This window comes from Lentzea sp. NEAU-D7 (assembly GCF_026242055.1).
Lineage (GTDB): Bacteria > Actinomycetota > Actinomycetes > Mycobacteriales > Pseudonocardiaceae > Lentzea.
Genome location: NZ_JAPJDL010000020.1, coordinates 112,881 through 134,079, shown reverse-complemented (window position 1 = coordinate 134,079; position 21,199 = coordinate 112,881). Strand labels below are relative to the sequence as shown.

Here is a 21,199-nt window from a genome sequence, read left to right as displayed (position 1 = left end):
GGCGTGCTTTGCCGTGTTTTCCAGCGGGGTGGTCGTCTGCCTCAGCCCCGGCCACATCGCGCAGGTGGCCGGGGCTGAGGCTCACCACCGCAAAAGCTCTCAACGGAAGTCCTGAATGCCGAAAGGCCCGGCTCGCCGAAGCGAACCGGGCCTTTCGGTGGTACTGCGGTGCGGACGGACTCAGAAGTCCATGCCGCCGGCGTCCGGCGCGGCGGGCGCGGCGTTCTTCTCCGGCTTGTCCGCGACGACCGCTTCGGTCGTCAGGAACAGCGCGGCGATGGACGCGGCGTTCTGCAGCGCGGAGCGCGTGACCTTGGCCGGGTCGATGATGCCCGCGGCGATCAGGTCCTTGTACTCGCCGGTCGCGGCGTCCAGGCCCTCGCCCGCGGGGAGGGACTTGACGCGCTCGACCACGACGCCGCCTTCGAGGCCGGCGTTGATGGCGATCTGCTTCAGCGGAGCCTCGACGGCGACCTTGACGATGTTGGCGCCAGTGGCCTCGTCGCCCGTGAGCTTCAGGCCCGCGAAGGCGGCCTCGGCGGCCTGGAGCAGCGCGACGCCACCACCGGCGACGATGCCCTCCTCGACGGCGGCCTTGGCGTTGCGGACCGCGTCCTCGATGCGGTGCTTGCGCTCCTTGAGCTCGACCTCGGTGGCCGCGCCCGCCTTGATGACGGCGACGCCACCGGCGAGCTTGGCGAGGCGCTCCTGGAGCTTCTCGCGGTCGTAGTCGGAGTCCGACTTCTCGATCTCGGCGCGGATCTGGTTGACGCGACCCTGGATCTGGTCGGCGTCACCGGCACCCTCGACGATGGTCGTCTCGTCCTTGGTGACGACGACCTTGCGGGCCTTGCCCAGCAGCGAGATGTCGGCGTTCTCCAGCTTCAGGCCGACGTCCTCGGTGATGACCTGGCCACCGGTGAGGGTGGCGATGTCCTGGAGGATGGCCTTGCGGCGGTCACCGAAGCCGGGCGCCTTGACGGCGACGGACTTGAAGGTGCCACGGATCTTGTTGACGACCAGGGTCGCCAGGGCCTCACCCTCGACGTCCTCGGAGATGATCAGCAGCGGCTTGCCGCCCTGCATGACCTTCTCGAGGAGCGGGAGCAGGTCCTTGACCGTGGAGATCTTGGAGCCGAACAGCAGGATGTACGGGTCCTCGAGGACCGCTTCCTGACGCTCGGGGTCGGTCACGAAGTAACCGGAGATGTAGCCCTTGTCGAAGCGCATGCCTTCGGTGAGCTCGAGCTCGAGACCGAGGGTGTTGCTCTCCTCGACGGTGATGACGCCTTCCTTGCCGACCTTGTCCATCGCCTCGGCGATGAGCTCGCCGATCGTGGGGTCAGCGGCGGAGATGGACGCGGTAGCAGCGATCTGCTCCTTCGTCTCGATCTCCTTGGCGGCCTTCAGCAGCTGCTCGGCGATCGCCTCGACAGCCTGCTCGATGCCGCGCTTGAGGCCCAGCGGGTTGGCGCCGGCGGCCACGTTGCGCAGACCTTCGCGCACCAGGGCCTGGGCGAGAACGGTCGCGGTCGTGGTGCCGTCACCGGCAACGTCGTCGGTCTTCTTCGCGACTTCCTTGACGAGCTCGGCCCCGATCTTCTCCCACGGGTCCTCGAGCTCGATCTCCTTCGCGATGGAGACGCCGTCGTTGGTGATCGTCGGCGCACCCCACTTCTTCTCGAGCACGACGTTGCGGCCCTTCGGGCCGAGCGTCACCTTGACGGCGTCAGCGAGGGTGTTCATACCCCGCTCGAGACCGCGGCGGGCGTCCTCGTCGAACGCAATCATCTTGGCCATTGCGGTGTGTTCCTCCGCCTTTGTGGATTCCGGGGCCACTGCGGGCCGGCAGAGCCCACAGCGGAACACGATGCGAGTGACCAGGTTTGGTGCCCGCGACGGACGACCCCGAAGGGCCTCACCAGTCCTAGCCTCACTTCTTTGGCACTCGACGGTGTCGAGTGCTAGTTCGTGTTTAGCACTCGGGCACGGCGAGTGCAAGCGAACCCGGACTACTCCCAGGCGACTCTCAGCGTGATGTGCGCACCGGCACAGAGGTCGGCAGCGGCTTGTTCGAGGTCGTCTCGTCGCCGATGTTCAGCGACGGGGCCGAGCTCGTCTTGGGCTGCCTCGCGGGCTCGTCACCAGGCGAGAGGATGACCACCACGATGATGATCACCACGATCGCCACCGCGGCCGCGACGACCGGCGCGAACCACGCGGGACGCTCCTTCTTGCCGGTCGAGGTGAACGCGCTCACGCCCACCTGGTTCGGCGGGCGCAGCCGGACCGGGTCCTGCAGCTGCTGCTGGTAGCCGCCCTGGTACTGCCCCTGCTGCACCGGCATCGGCCCGGAGACCGGCGGTTGAGCGGGGAACGAGCCGGACTGCGGCCCGAGTTGAGCGGGAGCCGAGCCCTGCGCGACCCCGGCCAGGGCGACGCGGGCGGCGTTGATGAGCTCGGCGCAGCTCGCGTAGCGCTGCGCCGGGTCCTTCGACGTGCCCTTGCGGATGACCTCGTCGATCGCCGGCGGCAGCGCCACGAGGTGCGACAACGCCGGGACGACGTTGCTGAGGTGACCCGCGATGACCTCCTGCACGCCGCCCTGGAACGGGGGACGGCCGGAGAGGCAGGCGAAGAGCATGCAGGCGAGCGCGTACTGGTCGGTGCGGCCGTCGACGGGCTCGCCGCGCAGGTGTTCCGGCGCCGCGTAGGTCGGCGAGCCGAGGAAATCACCCGTTCGGGTGCGGTGGCCGGTGGCGCCGCGGCGGGTCAGGCCGAAGTCGGCGACGTAGACGTGCTCGCGCACGCCCTCCTTCTGGGTCACCAGCACGTTGGCCGGCTTCACGTCGAGGTGGACGAGGCCCTTGCCGTGCAGCATGTCGAGCGCTTCGGCCACCTGGGCGAGCAGCGTCAACGTGCGCGCGGGCGTGAGCGGCCCCTCCTTGATGTGCCCGGCGAGGTCCTGGCCGTCCACGAGCCGCATGGCGATGTAGAGCAGGCCGTCGACCTCGTCGAAGTCGTACAGCGGCACGATGTTCGCGTGATCGATCGCGGAGGTGTTGCGCGCCTCGTCGACGAACCGCTCGCGGAACTCCGCGTCGGGCGCCAGGTGCTCACCGATGACCTTGAGCGCGACCTTCCGGCCCAGTCTCACGTCCGTGGCCCGGTACGTCACGCTCATGCCACCGCGACCCAGCACACCGTCGATCCGGTAATGGGCGATTCGCCGTCCGCTCAGGTCCTCCGACACGCGAGGCAGCCTAACGTCCGGCCCGATCGGCTTGCTCCGGGTTCGCCGAAACCGTGATCAGGGGCTCGGGTGCGGGTGTCCCGCAAAGCGTTATCCGGCGCGTCGCACGTCCGAGGCCTGGCTGCGCCCGTCCCGCCCTGCCTGCACCTCGAACTCCACCCGGTCGCCTTCTGAGAGCGTCCGGAAGCCTTCCATCTGGATCGCCGAGTAGTGCACGAACACGTCGGGCCCGCCATCGGTTGCGATGAAGCCGTATCCCTTTTCGGAGTTGAACCACTTGACGGTACCGAGAGCCAAGACGTCCTCCTTCAGATCACGCATCTCACGCAAAGCGCAGAACGCAACGCTAAAAGAAGAAATCTCACGCGGATACCTCCTTACGGAGTCATGAACGAGGGCTGACTCCGTTGGCGCGCAACCAGGTGGTGAGCCGGCGCGGACCGCGCGCCTGGGTCAGCACGGCACCGGGACCGGCGAAGTCGAACACGAGGCCCTCACCTGTATGAATGGATTGCACGCCATCCGGCACGGAGGGCCGGAGACGGCATTGCACGGTGTCCGCGAACGCCACGACGTGATCGCTGCTGATGGTCACCGCTTCTCCCGCTTCCAGCGTCACGAGGTCGAGCGCGCCGTAACAGGCGAGCACCACCGCGCCCTGGCCGTGCGCGTAGTTCATGAAGCCCTCGGCGCCCCCGAAGATCGCCTGCATCGGCGGCGCTCCGGGGTTCATCGCGACGGTGCTGCTCGACGCGATCCAGCTGTGCCGGGCGAGGCACCAGCCGTGCGTCCCGTCGAGCTCGATCTGGTGCAGGTCTCCCGGCAGCACGGGCGCCGCGTCGATCCAGCCGCCCTCCGCGCCCGCCGTGCACAGCGCGACGGCCTTGACGCCCGCGCCCTTCACCTCGACGACGAGCCCGTAGCTGGTGGCCGCGATGGTCAGCGGGTCGGCCAGCACCGCCTCGCCGGGCGCGAGGACGAGTCTCGCCACGCCGAACGTCGGTGTGTGCCTGGTCCTGACCTGCACGAACAACACCTCCGGGAGGAAACGGGACAAGGCGGTCGTCACGATCACCGCGACGTTGGCAGTATGCAGTCGTGCCCCCCACCTCTGTCGCCGAACACCGCCAGCGCGTCGCGGAGCTCGTCGGGTCGATGCCCGTGCTGCAGCTCCCGCTCGAGGAGTGCCTCGGGCTCGTGCTCGCCGCCGACGTCATCGCGCCGCTCGCCCTGCCGCCGTTCGACAACTCCGCGATGGACGGGTACGCCGTGCGGGCCGCCGACCTGAAGCCGGACGAACCGGTCCGCCTCGTCGTGGCCGACGACATCCCGGCGGGCCGCACGGAGCTGACGCCGCTGGAGCCCGGCACGGTGCAGCGGATCATGACCGGCGCCCCGGTCCCGCCCGGCGCGGACGCGGTGGTCCAGGTCGAGTGGACCGACGGCGGCACCGAGACCGTGACGATCAACCGGGCGGTGCAGCCCGGCCAGAACATCCGCATCGGCGGCGACGACGTGCAGAAGGGCGACGCCGTGCTGGCCGCCGGCACCGTGCTGCGCCCGTCCACGCTCGGCCTCGCCTCCGCGCTCGGCCTGCCCGAGCTGCCGGTGCGCCGCCGCCCGCGCGTGCTGGTCCTGTCGACGGGCTCCGAGCTGGTCGAGCCGGGCCGGCCGCTGGAGCTCGGCCAGATCTACGAGTCGAACGGCATGATGCTCGCCTCCTCGGTGCGGGACGCGGGCTGCGTCGCGATCCAGCTGCGGTTCGTGCCGGACGACGTCGAGGCGTTCCACCAGGCGCTGAAGCCGTACCTGGGCTCGGTGGACGTGATCATGACGTCCGGCGGGGTCAGCGCGGGCGCGTACGAGGTGGTCAAGGACGCCCTCGCGGACCACGACGTGCAGTTCACCAAGGTCGCGATGCAGCCGGGCGGGCCGCAGGGCTCCGGTCGCTACGAGGGCGTGCCGGTGCTGTCGCTGCCGGGCAACCCCGTGAGCGCCCAGGTGTCGTTCGAGGTGTTCGTGCGGCCGGCGCTGATGGCGTCCATGGGCCACAAGCAGACCGAACGCCGCACCGCGCAGGCGAGGATCACGACGGGGCTGACGTCCCCGGCGGGCAAGACGCAGTTCCGCCGCGGCCTGCACGACCCCTCGTCCGGCCAGGTCGTGACGCCGGTCGGCGGTCCCGGATCGCACCTGCTGTCGGCGCTCGCGCTGTCGAACTGCCTGATCGAGGTGCCCGAGGACGTGACCGAACTGCCTGCGGGAGCAGAGGTCACCGTGAGATACCTGCAGTAGCGGCAGAACGACTTCTGGGGGAAGCGGGAAATGAGAGCGGCGCTGGCCTTGGTGATGCTCGCCGGGTTCTTCGTGCTCGCGGTGGGCATCGTCGCGGGGCTGGGTGTGCTCGCGGCCGTCCTCTTCGGCCGGGGAGAGACCGAGGGCGGCTGGTGGCTCCTGGCGCTGGCGCTCGTGGTGGGCGCGCCGATGCTGTACGCGGTCGTCGTGGCGGTCTGGGCGCGCCCGCGGGCGGAGGGCGTCCCGCTGACCCGCGCGACGCACCCGGAGCTGTGGCGGCACGTCGACGAGCTCGCGGCGATCGCGGGCACCCGCAGCCCCGACGAGATCCGGCTCGTCGACAAGGCGAACGCGGGTGTGTGGGAACGCCGGGGCACCCGGTACATGGAGCTCGGCCTGCCGTGGCTGGCCGGGATGACGATCGGCGAGCTGCGGTCGGTGCTCGCGCACGAGCTGGGCCACTACGGCGGTGGGCACACGCGGATCTCCGCGCTCACCTCCCGTGCGCAGACCGCCCTCGGGCTGGTGACGAGGGCGGACACCGCCTTCGTCGGCGTCCTCTACGCGTGGGCGAAGCTGTACGCGCTGGCCGCGGCGTCGGAGAGCCGCAAGCACGAGCGCTTCGCCGACGAGGTGTCCGTGGCGGCGGCCGGGAGCGAGGCGTCGATGCGGTCGTTGCTGCGCGGCGGCCCGCTGGGCGTCGCCTGGGAGGACTACAAGCGCTGGTACGTGTCGCTGGCCGTGCTGGCGGGGCGCACGCCTCCGTTGCTGGAGGGCTTCCGCGCCTACCTCGACCACCCGCGACGCGTGCACCAGCTGCGCGAGATCGAACCGCTGCTGGCCGCGCAGGAGCCGTCGTCGGTGTTCAACAGCCACCCGCCGATCCGGGAGCGGGTGGCCACCATCGCGCGGCAGTACCCGCGGACCGGAGGCGTCGCCGAGGCGGTCGACGAGCGCTCGTCGTGGCCGCTGCTCGGTGGCACCTCACCGGAGGAGGTCGCGGCGCTGGTCGGCGTGCAGGGGCCGCCGATCACCTGGGAGGAGCTCGCCCCGCTGGCCGGGCCGGTGCTGGTCCGCCGTCACGCCGACGTGCTGCGGCACGCGGGCCGGGTGAGCAAGGTCGGCGAGACGGTCGCCGACGTGCTCAGGGCGCTGGAGGGCGCACAGCTGCACAAGCTGACCGGGGCACCGGTGGACGCGTCGCTGACCCAGGCCGAGGTCCACGAGGCCGCCGTCGACGTCGTGACGGAACTCTTCGGGTGCATGGTCGCTGACATGCTCGTATCCACCAACCGCGCGAAGCTGGAACTCAACTGGGGCGGGCTGTTCGTGCTGCGGATGCCGGACGGAGCTGCGGTCTACCCGGAAGACCTGGTCGCACCGGCCGTGCGGGACGCCAACCAGGTGCCTGACGTGCGGTTCAGGCTGCGCGCACTCGGCATCGACGGACTGTGACGGAACGCTCACCCAACGACGTTGTTAACGCCATGTGACGGGGATTACACTGGCTGCAGGTGCCGGTGGGCCCGCGCATTCGTCGGGGGATGCACGGGCCTACCGGCCACTTGTCTTTCCGGCAGGCCCGATGGGCGGTTTGGCGTGTTGCCGTAGCGTGATGCCGCCCGACAATCCACGGAAGCTACGGAACCCACAGACACGATGAGCAGCGAGAAGCCCGTCTCACACTTCCTCGAACTCGCGCGCGGCATGGTGCCGCCGATGCACCCGGCTGGGCGCCCGTTCGTCGCCGGTGCGGCGATCGCGACCCTCCTCGTCCGGCTGCGCTTCAAGCGCCTGGGCGTCGTCCTCGCGCTGGTCACGGCGTGGGTGGCGTGGTTCTTCCGCGAGCCGAAGCGCGTGACGCCGACCCGTCCGAACCTCGCCGTGGCCCCGGCCGACGGCACCGTCTCGCACGTGGTCGACGCCGTCCCGCCCGCCGAGCTCGGTCTCGGCTCCCAGCCGATGACGCGCGTGAGCGTGTTCCTCTCGGTCTTCGACGTGCACGTGCAGCGCGTGCCCGCCGACGGCGAGGTCGTCCAGGTCTCGTACCACCCCGGCAAGTTCCTCTCGGCCGACCTCGACAAGGCCTCCGAGGAGAACGAGCGCAACACCGTGTGGCTGCGCACCGTCGACGGCCACGACCTCGTCGTCGTGCAGATCGCCGGCCTGGTCGCGCGCCGCATCGTGTGCGAGGTCGCCGAGGGCGAGAAGGTCACCGCCGGCCAGACGTACGGCCTGATCCGCTTCGGTTCGCGCGTGGACCTCTACGTCCCGCGGGGCAGCCGTGTCCTGGTCGAGGCCGGCCAGCGCACGATCGGCGGCGAGACCGTTCTCGCCGAACTCCCGGAGGCCTGATGGCGCCCAGCGGGCCCGGCGTTCGCCTCCTGCCGAACGCGATCACGGTCCTGGCCATGTGCTCGGGCCTGTCCGCAGTGCACTTCGCGAACGTCGGCATGTGGGGCGCGGCCATCGCCTCGATCGCGGCGGCCGCCGTGTTCGACGGCCTGGACGGTCGCATCGCCCGCCTGCTGGACGCGACGTCGAAGATGGGCGCGGAGCTCGACTCGCTCGCCGACGCCATCTCGTTCGGCGTCGCGCCCGCACTCGCGATCTACCTGTGGAAGTTCGAGGGCAGCCGCGCCGGCTGGGTCATCGCGCTGATCTTCGCGGTCTGCATGGTGGTCCGCCTGGCCCGCTTCAACACGTTGCTGGAGAAGGAACAACCGCCGTTCGCGAAGGAGTTCTTCGTCGGCGTCCCCGCTCCGGCAGGCGGCCTGTTGCTGCTGCTCCCGCTCATCATCGAGGAGCAGGTGCGCACCGACGGCTGGTGGAACTCGCCCGTCGTCGTCGGCGCGTGGACCGTCGTGGTCGCGATGCTGCTGGTGTCGCGCATCCCGACGCTGTCCGTGAAGACCGTGAAGGTGCCGCCGCGCGCGGTCGCGCCTCTGCTGGTCCTCATCGGACTGCTGGCGGCCGCGATCATCACGTACCCGTTGGTGGCGCTGATCATCGCGATGGTCATCTACCTGGCGCACCTGCCCTACTCGGTGCGCCGGTACATGTGGCTGTCCAAGCACCCCGAGGCGTGGACCGTCACGGGTGCGGACCGCCGCGCCATCAAGCGCGCACACGGTGTCGCCGCACGCCGTCTCGGCCTGCGTCAGCCGTTGCACGGCCGCGTCGCCGGTGCGGCCATGCGCGCGGTGCGCAGGCCACGGCGTGACGCTTCCACCGCTGCCGCGGCGGAAGGTGCGGTGCCCAGCGCCAACGGGCGCCGCCGTTCGTGGCGCCAGCTGGGACTCAGGCGCCAGCCGAAGCGCTGATCACCACTTCGAACGAACTGCGGGCCGGACACCGTCATGGTGTCCGGCCCGCTTTTCGTCGCTGACTCAGGCGCGGACGGCCTGCGCCAGGATCTGCTCCTCCGACAGCACGCCGGCGTACACGCGCACGTCGTCGATGCCGCCCTTCCAGAAGGAGTCCGCGCCACCGGCGGAAGCGCGGCGGCCGAGCTCCAGATCGGACTCCGTCTCCGCCGACCCGCCCGTGAACGGCGCCTTCGTGACGTACACGCCGTTGAAGTACAGCCGGATCTCGGAGTTGAGCTTGTCGTGGACGGCCGTCAGGTACGTCCACTCCTGCAGTTCTGCACGATAAGCGGTCGCCACGGTGGTGCCGGCGATCACGAACTCCCACTTCTTCGATGCTCCGCCGTACCTGACGTCGAGCAGCGAAGTGTTGTCGTGCACCAGGCTCACGACCGTGCGGGCGTTGTCCTCGTGCGAATCGAGGTCCAGCCTCGCCCATGCGGAAACCGAGAAGGAGCGGTCCGTGCGGATGCGCGGGCCGCGCAACGACACGTAGGACTCACCGTTGAAGCGCAACGACCTGTCGTCACCGTCCTCCTCCCACTCGACACCGGGACCGATCGCCGAGGACGTGCCGGTGACCTCGTCCGGGGTGAAGCCACCGCCTCCGTTGAGCTTGTGGTGGCTGCGCAGACCGGCGTCGCTCGCCACCTTCCTGATCTCCGCCTCGTTCAGCGTCCGCTGGTGCACCCTGACCTCGTCGACCGTGCGGGCGCCGTCGAGGTTCGCGCTGTTCCAGCCGTTCCAGCCGACCAGCAGCCGCGCCGCCTGCCAGCCCTCCACACCGGTGACCTCGGCCTGCTTGACGCCGTCGACGTGCAGCGCGAGGGTCCTGCCGGTGGTCTCGTAGGTCCCGGTCAGGTGCGTCCAGACGCCGACCAGTGCCGCGTCACGCGAGAGCGCCACGCGAGGAGCGGTCTTGTCCGCGGCCTCGGTCATGCCGAACGCCCAGCGCCCCGCCGCGGAGTCGTAGTACAGGCCCGCACTGTCGTCGAGGGCGACGATGCCTCGGGCACGGGCAGCGTCGTCCACCTTCGCCCACGCGGACACGGTGAAGTTCTTCGACGTGTCGACCGGCGCCACACCGCTGAGGTGGTCCTGCTGCCCGTCGAAGGCGACGGCCCGGTTTCCGTGCCCGAGCGCGTGGCCGTCGACGAAACCGTTGGACGTCAACGGATTGCGCCCGTTGGTGTCGACCCACGTGTAGTCCAGCGCCCAGTGCGCCACCGCACCCGCACCCGGCAGCACGAAGAACTCGTACCGCTGCTGGGCGGAGTGCTGCCCCGCGCTGTTCACCGACCGGGCGAACAGCTGCTGCACGCCCGAGGCACGCGGCGTCCAGTGGATCGTCGCCTTGCCGTCGGCATCGGCGGTGACCTCGTGGTCAAGAGCCTCACCGCTGTCGTGGCTGAACGAGTAGACGAACTTCACCACGTCGCTCGCCTGCAGCTCGAACGCGCCCGCCACACCGACACCACCACCGGGATGCGGTGCCGGCGGGTAGGTGCGGGAACTGATCAGCGGTGCCTCGGGCACCTCGGCGGCGTGGGCGGCAGGTGTGGCGAAACCGGCCGAAACGGCCAGTGCGAGAACGAGCGCGGGCAGGCGAAAGCCGCGCGCCGGTTTGTGGCGCATCAAGATGACCCCCAGGTCTGTGACGACCGGGCCCTGGCCCGGTTCAGGATCACCGTAGCGGTCGGGTCCGACAACTCCAGAAGAGTCCGTTCAGGTCAACTAGAGTCGTCGGCGTGATCACGCTGACGGCTCGCCTGTCCCCGTCCGCACTGGACACCCGGCGCGGCGTAGTCCGCCTCCACCCGGAGGTGCTCGACGCCCTGGGCCTGCGCGCGTGGGACGCGGTGAGGCTGACCGGCGCCCGCGTGAGCGCCGCCCTGGCCGCGGCGGGCGAACAACCGCCGGGCGTCGTCCTGGTCGACGACGTCACGCTCACCAACCTGGGCGTGGTCGAGGGCTCCGAGATCGTCGTGGCCCCGGTCCAGGTGACGGCCGCGCGCTCGATCACCGTCGCGGGCTCCCGCCTGGCCACCACGGCCCTCACGCCAGACCACGTGCGCATGGCGCTGACCGGCAAGGTCCTCACCGTCGGCGACAACGTCTCGCTGCTCCCCCAGGACCTCGCGCCGCCACCCGGCGCGAACGTCTCGGAGACGCGCCGCAAGTTGTCCAACGCCATCGGCATGACGTGGACCAACGAGCTCATCACCATCACCTCGACCGACCCGGCGGGCCCGGTGGCCGTGCAGCCGTCGAGCGTCGTGGGCTGGCGCTCCGCCCAGGCCCCCGCCGCCGAGGTGACCCCGGTCGTGGTGCAGGAGAAGCACGAGGCACTCCCCGTCGCCGACCTGGTGGGCCAGCGCGACCAGGCCCGCCGCCTGACCGAGTGGCTGGAACTGATGTTCCGCCAGCCCGACCTCCTCACGAAGCTGGGCGCCTCGGCCCGCCTGGCGGCCATGGTCAGCGGCCCGGAAGGCGTGGGCAAGGCAACGCTCGTCCGCGCGGTCGCCCGTCAACTGGACGCCTCGCTCGTGGAGCTGGCCGCCCCCAGCATCGCCGTCCTGGAACCGGGCGCGATGGCCAAACAGCTGGGCGACGCGATCGCGGGCGTCCCGGAACAGCCCACGGTCCTGCTCCTGACCGACATCGACGCCCTGCTGCCCACCACCCCACCCCCGGTGGCGACGGTCGTCCTGGACATCCTCCGCACGGCGATCTCCCGCCCGAACCTCGCCCTGGTGGTCACCTCGGCAAGGGCGGAGTCCGTGGACGCCCGCCTGCGAGCCCCGGATCTGGTCGACCGCGAACTGACCCTCCCCCTCCCGGACACGGCGGGCCGAACCGAACTCCTGCGCGTCCTGCTCCGCGACGTCCCGTTGGAGTCCGATGTGGACTTCGGCGAGGTGGCGGCCCGCACCCCGGGCTTCGTGGCGGCGGACCTCTGCGCCCTCCGCCGGGAGGCAGCGGTCAGGGCAGCCCTGCGCCAACGCGAGGTGGCAGAACCCCGAGTGGGCCAGGAAGACCTGCTGGGCGCCCTGAACACGGTCCGCCCGATCTCCATGTCGGCCTCGGACACGGTCCAGACCGGCGGCCTCACCCTGGACGACGTGGGCGACATGAAGGAGGTCAAGCAGGCCCTCACCGAGGCAGCCCTCTGGCCCCTGCGCTACCCGGACTCCTTCGCCCGCCTGGGAGTGGAACCCCCACGAGGCGTCCTGCTCTACGGCCCACCGGGATGCGGCAAGACGTTCCTCGTACGAGCTCTGGCAGGCTCAGGCCAGCTGAACGTCCTGACCGTCAAGGGCGCCGAACTGATGGACAAGTTCGTGGGCGAGTCGGAACGAGCAGTACGAGAACTCTTCCGCAGAGCGGCAGACGCAGCACCAGCCCTGATCTTCCTGGACGAGGTGGACGCCCTGGCCCCACGCCGAGGCCAGTCATCAGACTCAGGCGTGGCAGACCGGGTGGTAGCCGCCCTCCTGACAGAACTGGACGGCGTAGAACCGCTCCGCGACGTGGTGGTGATCGCCGCGACGAACCGCCCAGAGCTGATCGACCCGGCCCTGCTCCGCCCAGGCCGCCTGGAACGCCTCGTCTACGTGCCACCACCGGACGCAGAGGCCCGCACGGAAATCCTGAAGGCCTCGTCCCGCAACACACCGCTGTCCGAGGACGTGGACCTGCCCACCCTGGCAGGCGAGCTGGACATGTACTCGGCGGCGGACTGCGCAGCCCTGGTCAGGGAAGCAGCGCTGACGGCAATGCGGGAATCCCTGGAGGCGGCAGAGGTGACGCAGGCCCACCTGGCGAAGGCACGCACCGTGGTGCGCCCATCCCTGGACCCAGCACAGCTGGTGTCGCTGGCCGCATACGCGGCAAACCGAAGCAAGGCCTGACAAGCAAGCCGCCCACCCAAGCGATGCCGAAGGCGAGCCGTCTTTCCATAAGGCAAGGGCGGTGGGGTCCCATCACGAGTCGCGCCACAGCACTTGCTGCATGCGTGAGGGGGTGTCAACTCGACACGCTTTTCGTCGAGTTGACACCCCCTCACGCATGTGGCCCGCTCTTGGTGCGGCTTGTGATGGGACCCCACCGCCAACGCAACCCACGAAGCAACCGGCAGCCGCCCAACGCAACAGGCGTGCCATCTACCTGCTCAAGGCGTGGGCCCCCTGATCAGATTGCCGGGGGTCTGGGGGCAGCGCCCCCAGGGAAAGCACGCAACCCAAGGTCGCCGCCCGCAACCCAACCACCCACCAAGCCGCGGCACGCTGACGCAGGCGTCCCCCTGACCCGGGACCCCTACAACTCAACCTACTCAGCAGGTCTGACAGTCACGCCTACTTGCTCTTGGAAACACCCTGATAGTCATTGGTGACGATCAAAATGATCCCAGGCGCAGAAGACTGGATCCCGTCGAACCGGGGCTCGACCCGAGCCCGCAGCACCGAGGCAAGCTCCTTCGCAGAAGCCTCCTCCTCAGTCCCAGGCCGGAAGTAAACGGTGGTAGTGGGAATCGTCCCACCGGAGTAGTTGCCGGTCCCCTCGACCGTCCACCCGTTGGCCCGAACCTCATCAGAGGCCTTCGACGCCAACCCGGTGATCGTCGAGTTGTTGTAGATCCGAACCGGAGCCTTGGCCGTCCCGGGCTGGGTCACCGGCGGAGGCGGCACAGCAGCAGAAGACGTGGGCACCGTAGGCGAACCCGTGGTGGTCACGGCAGCGGACGACGGCGTGGTGGACGACGCAGGCGGCTGCTCAGAAGAGGCCTGCTCGGATGTGGTGGCCGCGGGAGGCGCTGTCGAAGACCCCTCGGCGACAGGGGGTGTGTCGGAAGACCCCCCGCTGAAGAGGCTCACTACGCCGATCACCAACGCGACGGCGGCGACGCCGAGCAGGGCGAAGCCGGCGGCCTTGGCCGGACGGGACGGGCTTGCGGACTCGGGGGAGGTCATCAGTCCTCGGTGCTCCTGGCGCGGGCGCGAACCCTTTGGCGGCCTGTCCGGACACCGCGCAGCCGTTTGACGAGCATCGGATCGGCGGCCAGGGCGGCTTCGGATTCGACGAGCGCGTTGAGCAGCTGGTAGTAGCGGGTCGCGGACATGTCGAACAGTTCCCTGATGGCCTGTTCCTTGGATCCCGAGTACTTCCACCACTGACGCTCGAACGCGAGCATCGTGCGTTCGCGGCTGGTCAGCCCGTCAGCGGAGGTGAGCGTCTCGGCGTGATCCATCTGGCTCCCCACGGTAGCCACACCATCTCAGGTGCGGGCAATTCAATCACGTGATCGTTCCAACCTACCGCGCGACACCGACAGTTTTGGACGGCATAAAGTTCAGCCATGGCCGTCCACCGCATCCGCATCGCCGGCGACCCCGTGCTCCACAACCCGACGCGCGAGGTCACCGAGTTCGACACCGAGCTGAAGACCCTCGCCGACGACATGTTCGAGACGATGGCAGCGGCTCGCGGAGTGGGGCTCGCGGCCAACCAGATCGGCGTCGACCTGCGGATCTTCGTCTACGACTGCCCGGACGACGAGGGTGTCCAGCACCGCGGTGCGATCGTGAACCCCACGCTCGAGACCTCCGAGGTCCCGGAGACCATGCCGGATCCGGACGACGACTTCGAGGGCTGCCTGAGCGTGCCCGGCGAGGCGTACCCGACCGGACGCGCCCAGTGGGCGAAGGTGACCGGCCAGGACCTCGACGGGCAGCCGTTCGAGGTCGAGGGCACCGGCTTCTTCGCCCGTTGCCTGCAGCACGAGACCGATCACCTGAACGGCTACCTCTACACCGACCGCCTGATCGGCCGGTACCGGAAGGAGGCCAAGCGGATGCTGCGCGACAACGAGTGGAACAAGCCGGGCCTCTCCTGGGACCCGTCCGACCCCGCGAACTTCGACGAGGACGACGAGGACTAGGACTGGGGCCGGAGCACCGACTCCACCTGCGCCAGCTCGTCCGCGCTCAGCGCACCGAACGCCAGCGCACCCGCGTTCTCCTCGACCTGCGCCACGGTCCGCACGCCCGGGATCGGCACCAGTCGGGGAGAGCGCGCCCAGAACCACGCCAGCGCACCCTGCACCAGCGTCCGCCCGCCCGAAGTCAGCACGTCCCGAACGGCCTCACGAGCCGCGAAGTACGAAGGCGACGGCTTCCCGTCGACGAAGAACCGCAGCCAGGACGGGTTCGTGACGCGCACGTCGTCCGCGGGCAGCTGCGGGAACGTCTCCCGCGCGAGCAGCCCCATCGCCAGCGGCCTGCGGCAGAGCACCGCGTAGTCCCCCGCGTACATCGCGGGGTTGTCGAACAGCAGGTTGATGTCGGCCTGCGCCGCGATCCCGTGCTCGCCCTCGCAGAAGAACCGCGCCCGTTCGACGTCGTCGGTGCTCCACCCGTAGGCACGGATCTTGCCGGAGGCGACCAGCGCCTCGCACTCGTCGCGCAGCAGCGCCGCCTCCTCCAGCCCCAGGTCGCCCACGTGCAGCTGGTAGAGGTCGATCCGGTCGGTCCCCAGCCGCCGCAGCGACCCCTCGACGGCGCGGCGCAGGTACTCGACCGAACCCTCGTTGCCGGTCATCCGCTTCGTAGCCGCGTCGAACCCGCAGCCCCACTTCGTGGCGATCAGCACCTGGTCACGCACGTCCGCAAGCGCTTGCCCCACGACGGTCTCCGCGTGCCCGCAGCCGTAGACGTCCGCCGTGTCGAACAGCGTCACGCCCAGCTCCACCGCCCGCCGCAGCGCCTTGACCGACTCGCCGTCGTCAGCCGGTCCCCAGCCGACCGGCAGCCCGTCCGGGCCCGAGAACGGCCCACCCATGGCCCACGTGCCGAAACCCAGCTTCCCCAGTTCCAAGGTCATGGCGATCAGCGAACATCCTGGAGCGCGCTCCAGGTCAACCCTCCGCTTCCAGCAAAAAGAAATTGCGGGCACCGGCGACCATCAACGCATGCCCATCGAAAACATCGTCGCCTTCGTCGCGGCCTCGTTCCTCATCGCGCTGTCGCCCGGACCTGGCACCGCCATGGTCCTGCGACAGTCGGTGCACGGGCGAAAGGCCGCGCTGGCGACGGTGTTCGGCATGGAGGTCGGCGTCGCCTGCTGGGCCGTGGCCGCCGCCCTGGGCCTGAGCGTGCTGCTCACGGCGTCCGAGATCGCCTTCCACGCACTCCGGATCGCGGGGGCGGCCTTCCTGATCTACCTGGGCGTCAAGGCCCTGATCAGCAAGAGCCTGCCCGACGCCGCGCCGCCGCCCGCCAGCCACGCGTTCCGCAGCGGCCTGATCGTGAACCTGGCCAACCCGAAGCTCGGCGTGTTCGCGATCTCGTTCCTACCGCAGTTCGTGCCTGCCGGGCAGGCCGGCCAGGGGGTTCTGCTCTTCCTCGCCGTCGGCTGGGTGGTGATCGACACCGTCTGGTACCTGATCATCGTCTCGATCCTGCACACGATCAGGGGCTGGCTCAGCCGGCCGCGCGTCCGCCCCGCGCTCGAGAAGCTGTCGGGCGGCGTGCTGCTGGCGCTCGGAATCCGGCTGGTACTCGACCCGCGTTGAGATCGGGTCGCCCCGGCGCCAGAAGAGCTCGGGCAGCCCGGCCAGCTCACCGAAGGTGTGGCAGGCCGCCATCGACGCGTAGCCGCCGGCCAGCACGTGCGCGCGGATCCGGTCCAGGCGGCCGAACTCGATCACCTCACCGGCGATCAGGAACGGCAGCACCAGCTGCCAGGCCTGCACGACGGCCGGACGACGCCGGTGGGGTGCGCGCAGGGCCGCGCGGGCGACGCGGAGCAGGTGCTCGTTCGCGCTCATCGTGTACGGGTGCGCCGCGTGGTCCCAGTTCCACCGGCGCTCCTCGGTGACGGCGCACCGGACGCACTCGACCGGTCCGGTGCCCAGTTCGGCACCGCAGCGCGAGCACGCCAGCAGCGTCATCGCCCAGTCGACGCAGGTCCAGGGGTACTGGCCGACGTCCGCGGAGGTGACCAGCTCGGCCAGCTCGCGGTCCGCCAGCTGGGACGACGTGCGCAGCGCCTCCCAGTCCGCGAGCCAGAACTGGTCGAGCAGCTCGGCGCAGAAGCCGCAGTCGGGGTAGCCCCGGCCTGCGAGCTCACCGCAGGAAGGGCATGCCGAGACCACGGCGGGGCGCTGACCGCGACGCGCGCCGGGCGGGAACGGCTGGTGATCAGCCACGAGGAAGAGATTAGGGGCAAACGACGCCCTTGGCAGCTGCGGCGCGCTCTGACTATGGTCGGTTCTCGACAACTCAACACAACGCGGGAGCTCGCGCCTGAGCGGGCTGAGAGGGTGACTGGCTGTGCAGCCGGTGTCACCGACCGCCTGAACCTGACCGGGTAATGCCGGCGTAGGGAGGAATGTCGTGACGGCACTTGACGACCGTTCGGTCAAGCCCAGTGTGACCACCGGCCCGATCTCGGGGTCTCGGAAGGTGTACCGCGATGGTGTGCCTTTCCGCAGGGTGGAACTGACCAACGGCGAACATGTCGATCTGTACGACACTTCCGGTCCGTATACCGACGACAACGCGACCATCGACGTCCACAGTGGACTCCCTGACCTGAGGTCGGGGTGGATCGCCGAACGGGAACCGATCAACGGAGCTGTCAGCCAGCTCGCGTACGCGAAGGCCGGGATCATCACCCCGGAGATGCGCTACGTCGCGACGCGGGAGAACCTCGACGCGGAGTTCGTCCGCCAGGAGGTGGCCATCGGGCGTGCGGTCATCCCGTTGAACCGCAAGCACCCCGAGGCCGAGCCGATGATCATCGGCAAGAAGTTCCTCGTGAAGATCAACGCCAACATCGGCAACTCCGCGGTGTCGTCGTCGATCGAGGACGAGGTCGAGAAGATGGTGTGGGCGTCCCGCTGGGGTGCCGACACGATCATGGACCTGTCCACCGGCAAGCGGATCCACGAGACGCGCGAGTGGATCCTGCGCAACTCGCCCGTGCCGATCGGCACCGTGCCGATCTACCAGGCCCTGGAGAAGGTCAACGGCGACCCGGCCGCGCTGTCGTGGGAGGTCTACCGCGACACCGTGATCGAGCAGTGCGAGCAGGGCGTCGACTACATGACCGTGCACGCGGGCGTGCTGCTGCGGTACGTGCCGCTGACGGCCAAGCGCGTCACGGGCATCGTCTCGCGCGGCGGTTCGATCATGGCCGCGTGGTGCCTCGCGCACCACAAGGAGAGCTTCCTCTACACGCACTTCGAGGAGCTCTGCGACATCCTGCGCACCTACGACGTGACGTTCTCGCTGGGTGACGGCCTGCGGCCGGGTTCCATCGCGGACGCCAACGACGCGGCGCAGTTCGCCGAGCTGAAGACCCTCGGCGAGCTCACGCACATCGCGCGGGCCAAGGACGTCCAGGTCATGATCGAGGGCCCCGGCCACGTGCCGATGCACAAGATCGCCGAGAACGTCCGGCTCGAGGAGGAGTGGTGCGGCGAGGCGCCGTTCTACACCCTCGGGCCGCTGGCCACGGACATCGCGCCGGCGTACGACCACATCACGTCCGCGATCGGCGCGGCGCAGATCGGCTGGCTGGGCACCGCGATGCTCTGCTACGTCACGCCGAAGGAGCACCTCGGCCTGCCGAACCGCGACGACGTGAAGACCGGCGTGATCACGTACAAGATCGCGGCGCACAGCGCGGACCTCGCCAAGGGCCACCCCGGCGTCCAGGACTGGGACGACGCGCTGTCGAAGGCGCGTTTCGAGTTCCGCTGGGAGGACCAGTTCAACCTGTCGCTCGACCCGGACACCGCGCGCTCGTTCCACGACGAGACGCTCCCCGCGGAACCGGCGAAGACGGCGCACTTCTGCTCGATGTGCGGGCCGAAGTTCTGCTCCATGAAGATCACGCAGGACGTGCGGCGCTACGCCGAGGAACGCGGACTGTCCACAGTGGAGGCGATCGAGGCGGGCATGGCGGAGAAGTCCGACGAGTTCGCCGACACGGGCAAGAAGGTCTACCTCCCGGTCGTGGAGACTTCGTGACCGAGCCACCCCCCAGGGTCCTCACCATCGCCGGAAGCGATTCCGGCGGTGGTGCGGGCATCCAGGCCGACCTCCGCACGCTCTTCGCGTGCGGAGTGCACGGCTGCGTCGCGCTGACGGCCGTGACGGTCCAGAACTCGCTTGGCGTCACGGGGGTCTCGGAGATCCCGGCCGAGACGGTGGCGGCGCAGATCCTCTCGGTCGCCGAGGACATCGGCGTGCAGGCCGCGAAGACCGGCATGCTCGCCTCGGCGGCGATCATCGAGGCCGTCGCGCCGGCGCTGGACCGCGTCGGCATCGGTTCGGGGAGGACCCCGTTCGTCGTCGACCCGGTCTCGGCGTCCATGCACGGCAACCAGCTCCTCGCCGACAACGCCCTGGACGCGTTGCGCGGCCTGCTGTTCCCGCGCGCGACGCTGGTGACGCCGAACCTCGACGAGGTGCGGCTGATCACCGGCATCGAGGTGAAGGACCGCGTGGACCAGCGCGTGGCGGCGGAGGCGCTGCACGCCCTGGGCCCGGAGTGGGTGCTCGTGAAGGGCGGCCACATGTGGGACGACCCGGAGTGCCTCGACCTGCTCTACGACGGCCGTGAGTTCATCGAACTGCCCGGCCCGCGCTACGACACCCAGAACACGCACGGCAGTGGCGACACGCTCGCGTCGTCGATCAGCGCGGCGCTCGCTCGCGGTGCTTCGGTGCCCGAGGCCGTGCGGTTCGGCAAGGACTTCATCGTCCGCTCGGTGGCCGCCGCCTACCCGTTGGGTGCAGGCGTCGGCCCGGTGTCGCCGTTCTGGAGCCTCGACAGGTAGCGGGCGTACATCGCCCTCAGGTCGGTCGTCTCGGGATCGAGCAGCCAGACCGTCAGCGCGCCTTCGAGGAACGCGATCAGCTCGGTCGCGGCCGCTTCGCCCAGTTCCGCGGCGAAGCGGCCGCGGAGCAGGCGGTTGCGGGCGCGGAACCGGTGCGTGACGTCGTCGTCGCGCGCCAGGTGCTCGGCCTGCAGCACCGTGTGCAGCGTCGCCAAACCCTTGTGCGCCATGGTGTGTTCGGCGTCTTCGAGCAACGCCTGGACCAGGTCGCTGCCGGCGACCCTCGCGGCCGCCCGCGCGTCGAACTCGTCCAGGACCGCCTTGAGCAGGTTCTCCTTGGACCCGAAGTGGTGGATCACCGCGGAGGGCGTCACACCGGCCTTCTTCGCGATGGCGGCGACGCCGGTGCCCGCGTATCCGTTGACGCCGAACAGGTCCATCGCGGCATCGACGATCTCGCGGCGTCGCTCGACGCCGCGCTGTTGAACCTGCCCCTTGATCCCGACGATGGAAAAAGACTAGCCGCCGTCATTAGATTGAACAACCATGCAGGAAAATGAGGTCAGGACAGAGCTGGTCGTGCCTGCGCCGATCGACGACGTGTGGCGGGTGCTGGTGGACTTCGCGGGCTACGCCGACTGGAACCCCGTCATGGAGTACACGCAGGTGGATGGCGCGCACACCAAGGTGAAGGCGGCCAAGGGCACGCCGTTCGAGCGCGACTTCGAGGGCGAGATCACCTCGATGGAGCCGTACGTGCTGGCTTCCCGGGGCGGTGACCCGGAGACGTTCTTCGGCCGCCACCGGTGGGAGCTCAGTGAGGCGGAGGGCGGCACACGGCTGGTGAACGTCGAGTCGTTCACCGGCACGATGGCCGCCGACGTGCTGGCGCAGACGCGTGAGGTGCTGGTCGCTGAGTTCAACGCCTTCAACCAGGCGCTGCTTCGCCGCTGCGCCGACGGAGGGAGTCCTTGATCTCGCTGAGCTTGGCCGCTGTGGCAGGGGTCCACTCCGCTGGTTGCTGACTGGCACGCAGGGCGTCGTCGATCTCGTCGAGTTTGGTGGCGGACACCGCGCCTGCCCGCTCCACCAGGTCTTCCCGGCGCAAGGTGGTCAGCCAGGTGCACGGGGTGGAGCCCGGCCGTGGAAACCCGAACCGCAGCACGCCGTCGAAGGGCAGTCCTTCCTGGACGCCGACCGCGACTTCGATCCCCAGGCCGGAGATGTCGGTGTCCGCCGGGGCGACGACCTGCATGACCCGGAAGCCGGACGGATCTTCCTCGGACAGCAGCACGACGGGCCGTCGCTCGTCGAACTCGGCCCACCAGACCTCGCCTCGCCGCATCTGGCCTCCTGGTTCTCCCGCCGTCGAGCGTGTGGTGACGCCGAGCCCGTACTCGCCACCGAGCACCAGCCGGGTACGCACCTCGTCGTGCC

At 69.7% G+C, this 21,199-nt stretch carries 20 protein-coding genes and 1 riboswitch; of the genes, 10 read left to right on the top strand and 10 right to left on the bottom strand.

Annotated features, from left to right (window positions below; translation table 11 throughout):
- Window positions 1-180: 180 nt before the first annotated feature.
- The 4 genes from groL to ORI60_RS33390 all read right to left on the bottom strand — a co-directional run bounded on the left by groL (window position 181) and on the right by ORI60_RS33390 (window position 4,280).
- A complete protein-coding gene (gene groL / locus ORI60_RS33405; protein ID WP_266041984.1) occupies window positions 181-1,800 on the bottom strand; it encodes a chaperonin GroEL in 1,620 nt (539 codons plus the stop codon).
- A gap of 229 nt (window positions 1,801-2,029) precedes the next feature.
- Window positions 2,030-3,253 carry a serine/threonine-protein kinase gene (locus ORI60_RS33400; RefSeq protein ID WP_266041983.1) on the bottom strand — a complete coding sequence of 408 codons (1,224 nt, stop codon included), beginning with the start codon at window positions 3,251-3,253 and terminating at the stop codon, window positions 2,030-2,032.
- Window positions 3,254-3,343: 90 nt separating this feature from the next.
- Window positions 3,344-3,550, bottom strand: a complete 207-nt coding sequence (locus ORI60_RS33395) for a cold-shock protein (RefSeq protein WP_030470913.1) — start codon at window positions 3,548-3,550, stop codon at window positions 3,344-3,346.
- A gap of 88 nt (window positions 3,551-3,638) precedes the next feature.
- A complete protein-coding gene (locus tag ORI60_RS33390; RefSeq protein ID WP_266042049.1) occupies window positions 3,639-4,280 on the bottom strand; it encodes an AIM24 family protein in 642 nt (213 codons plus the stop codon).
- Window positions 4,281-4,351: 71 nt separating this feature from the next.
- On the opposite strand from ORI60_RS33390, the gene glp reads away from it, so the two are divergent.
- The 4 genes from glp to pssA all read left to right on the top strand — a co-directional run bounded on the left by glp (window position 4,352) and on the right by pssA (window position 8,871).
- Entirely contained in the window at window positions 4,352-5,548 is a 1,197-nt protein-coding gene (glp, locus tag ORI60_RS33385; RefSeq protein ID WP_266041982.1) for a gephyrin-like molybdotransferase Glp, read from the top strand.
- Window positions 5,549-5,578: 30 nt separating this feature from the next.
- Window positions 5,579-7,003, top strand: coding sequence for a M48 family metallopeptidase (locus ORI60_RS33380; RefSeq protein ID WP_266041981.1), 1,425 nt, complete (start codon window positions 5,579-5,581; stop codon window positions 7,001-7,003).
- A 204-nt stretch (window positions 7,004-7,207) separates the two neighbouring features.
- Window positions 7,208-7,903, top strand: coding sequence for a phosphatidylserine decarboxylase (locus ORI60_RS33375; protein WP_089908648.1), 696 nt, complete (start codon window positions 7,208-7,210; stop codon window positions 7,901-7,903).
- Complete coding sequence (pssA, locus tag ORI60_RS33370; RefSeq protein WP_266041980.1) at window positions 7,903-8,871, top strand: CDP-diacylglycerol--serine O-phosphatidyltransferase; 969 nt, start codon at window positions 7,903-7,905, stop codon at window positions 8,869-8,871. Before ORI60_RS33375 ends, pssA begins: the two co-directional genes overlap by 1 nt.
- Before the next feature lie 66 nt (window positions 8,872-8,937).
- On the opposite strand, the gene ORI60_RS33365 is transcribed toward pssA, so the two are convergent.
- Window positions 8,938-10,551, bottom strand: coding sequence for a LamG domain-containing protein (locus tag ORI60_RS33365; protein WP_266041979.1), 1,614 nt, complete (start codon window positions 10,549-10,551; stop codon window positions 8,938-8,940).
- A 113-nt stretch (window positions 10,552-10,664) separates the two neighbouring features.
- On the opposite strand from ORI60_RS33365, the gene ORI60_RS33360 reads away from it, so the two are divergent.
- Window positions 10,665-12,827 carry an AAA family ATPase gene (locus ORI60_RS33360; protein ID WP_266041978.1) on the top strand — a complete coding sequence of 721 codons (2,163 nt, stop codon included), beginning with the start codon at window positions 10,665-10,667 and terminating at the stop codon, window positions 12,825-12,827.
- Between the two features lie 444 nt (window positions 12,828-13,271).
- Here ORI60_RS33360 and ORI60_RS33355 read toward each other — a convergent pair whose 3' ends face one another.
- Both ORI60_RS33355 and ORI60_RS33350 read right to left on the bottom strand, forming a co-directional pair.
- On the bottom strand, window positions 13,272-13,886 hold the full coding sequence (locus tag ORI60_RS33355; protein WP_266041977.1) for a LytR C-terminal domain-containing protein: 615 nt from the start codon (window positions 13,884-13,886) through the stop codon (window positions 13,272-13,274).
- Window positions 13,886-14,164, bottom strand: a complete 279-nt coding sequence (locus ORI60_RS33350; RefSeq protein ID WP_089910320.1) for a DUF3263 domain-containing protein — start codon at window positions 14,162-14,164, stop codon at window positions 13,886-13,888. Before ORI60_RS33350 ends, ORI60_RS33355 begins: the two co-directional genes overlap by 1 nt.
- Window positions 14,165-14,272: 108 nt before the next feature.
- On the opposite strand from ORI60_RS33350, the gene ORI60_RS33345 reads away from it, so the two are divergent.
- Window positions 14,273-14,854, top strand: coding sequence for a peptide deformylase (locus ORI60_RS33345; RefSeq protein ID WP_266041976.1), 582 nt, complete (start codon window positions 14,273-14,275; stop codon window positions 14,852-14,854).
- Here ORI60_RS33345 and ORI60_RS33340 read toward each other — a convergent pair.
- A complete protein-coding gene (locus ORI60_RS33340; protein WP_266041975.1) occupies window positions 14,851-15,795 on the bottom strand; it encodes an aldo/keto reductase in 945 nt (314 codons plus the stop codon). The genes ORI60_RS33345 and ORI60_RS33340 overlap by 4 nt on opposite strands.
- Here ORI60_RS33340 and ORI60_RS33335 point away from each other — a divergent pair.
- The 3 genes from ORI60_RS33335 to thiD all read left to right on the top strand — a co-directional run bounded on the left by ORI60_RS33335 (window position 15,794) and on the right by thiD (window position 19,762).
- A complete protein-coding gene (locus tag ORI60_RS33335; protein ID WP_266041974.1) occupies window positions 15,794-16,486 on the top strand; it encodes a LysE family translocator in 693 nt (230 codons plus the stop codon). The genes ORI60_RS33340 and ORI60_RS33335 overlap by 2 nt on opposite strands.
- 709 nt (window positions 16,487-17,195) lie before the next feature.
- A riboswitch (TPP riboswitch) is annotated at window positions 17,196-17,320 on the top strand.
- A complete protein-coding gene (gene thiC, locus ORI60_RS33330) occupies window positions 17,310-18,950 on the top strand; it encodes a phosphomethylpyrimidine synthase ThiC (protein ID WP_266041973.1) in 1,641 nt (546 codons plus the stop codon). (Overlaps the previous riboswitch by 11 nt.)
- Window positions 18,947-19,762, top strand: coding sequence for a bifunctional hydroxymethylpyrimidine kinase/phosphomethylpyrimidine kinase (gene thiD, locus ORI60_RS33325; RefSeq protein WP_266041972.1), 816 nt, complete (start codon window positions 18,947-18,949; stop codon window positions 19,760-19,762). The genes thiC and thiD overlap by 4 nt, the downstream gene beginning before the upstream one ends.
- Here thiD and ORI60_RS33320 read toward each other — a convergent pair.
- A complete protein-coding gene (locus ORI60_RS33320; protein WP_266042048.1) occupies window positions 19,705-20,217 on the bottom strand; it encodes a TetR/AcrR family transcriptional regulator in 513 nt (170 codons plus the stop codon). The genes thiD and ORI60_RS33320 overlap by 58 nt on opposite strands.
- A gap of 91 nt (window positions 20,218-20,308) precedes the next feature.
- Here ORI60_RS33320 and ORI60_RS33315 point away from each other — a divergent pair, with 91 nt between their 5' ends.
- A complete protein-coding gene (locus ORI60_RS33315; RefSeq protein ID WP_266041971.1) occupies window positions 20,309-20,737 on the top strand; it encodes an SRPBCC domain-containing protein in 429 nt (142 codons plus the stop codon).
- Here the strand turns inward: ORI60_RS33315 and ORI60_RS33310 are convergent.
- Entirely contained in the window at window positions 20,691-21,188 is a 498-nt protein-coding gene (locus ORI60_RS33310) for a type II toxin-antitoxin system PemK/MazF family toxin (RefSeq protein ID WP_266041970.1), read from the bottom strand. The two genes, ORI60_RS33315 and ORI60_RS33310, sit on opposite strands and share 47 nt — an antisense overlap.
- Window positions 21,189-21,199 lie beyond the last annotated feature (11 nt).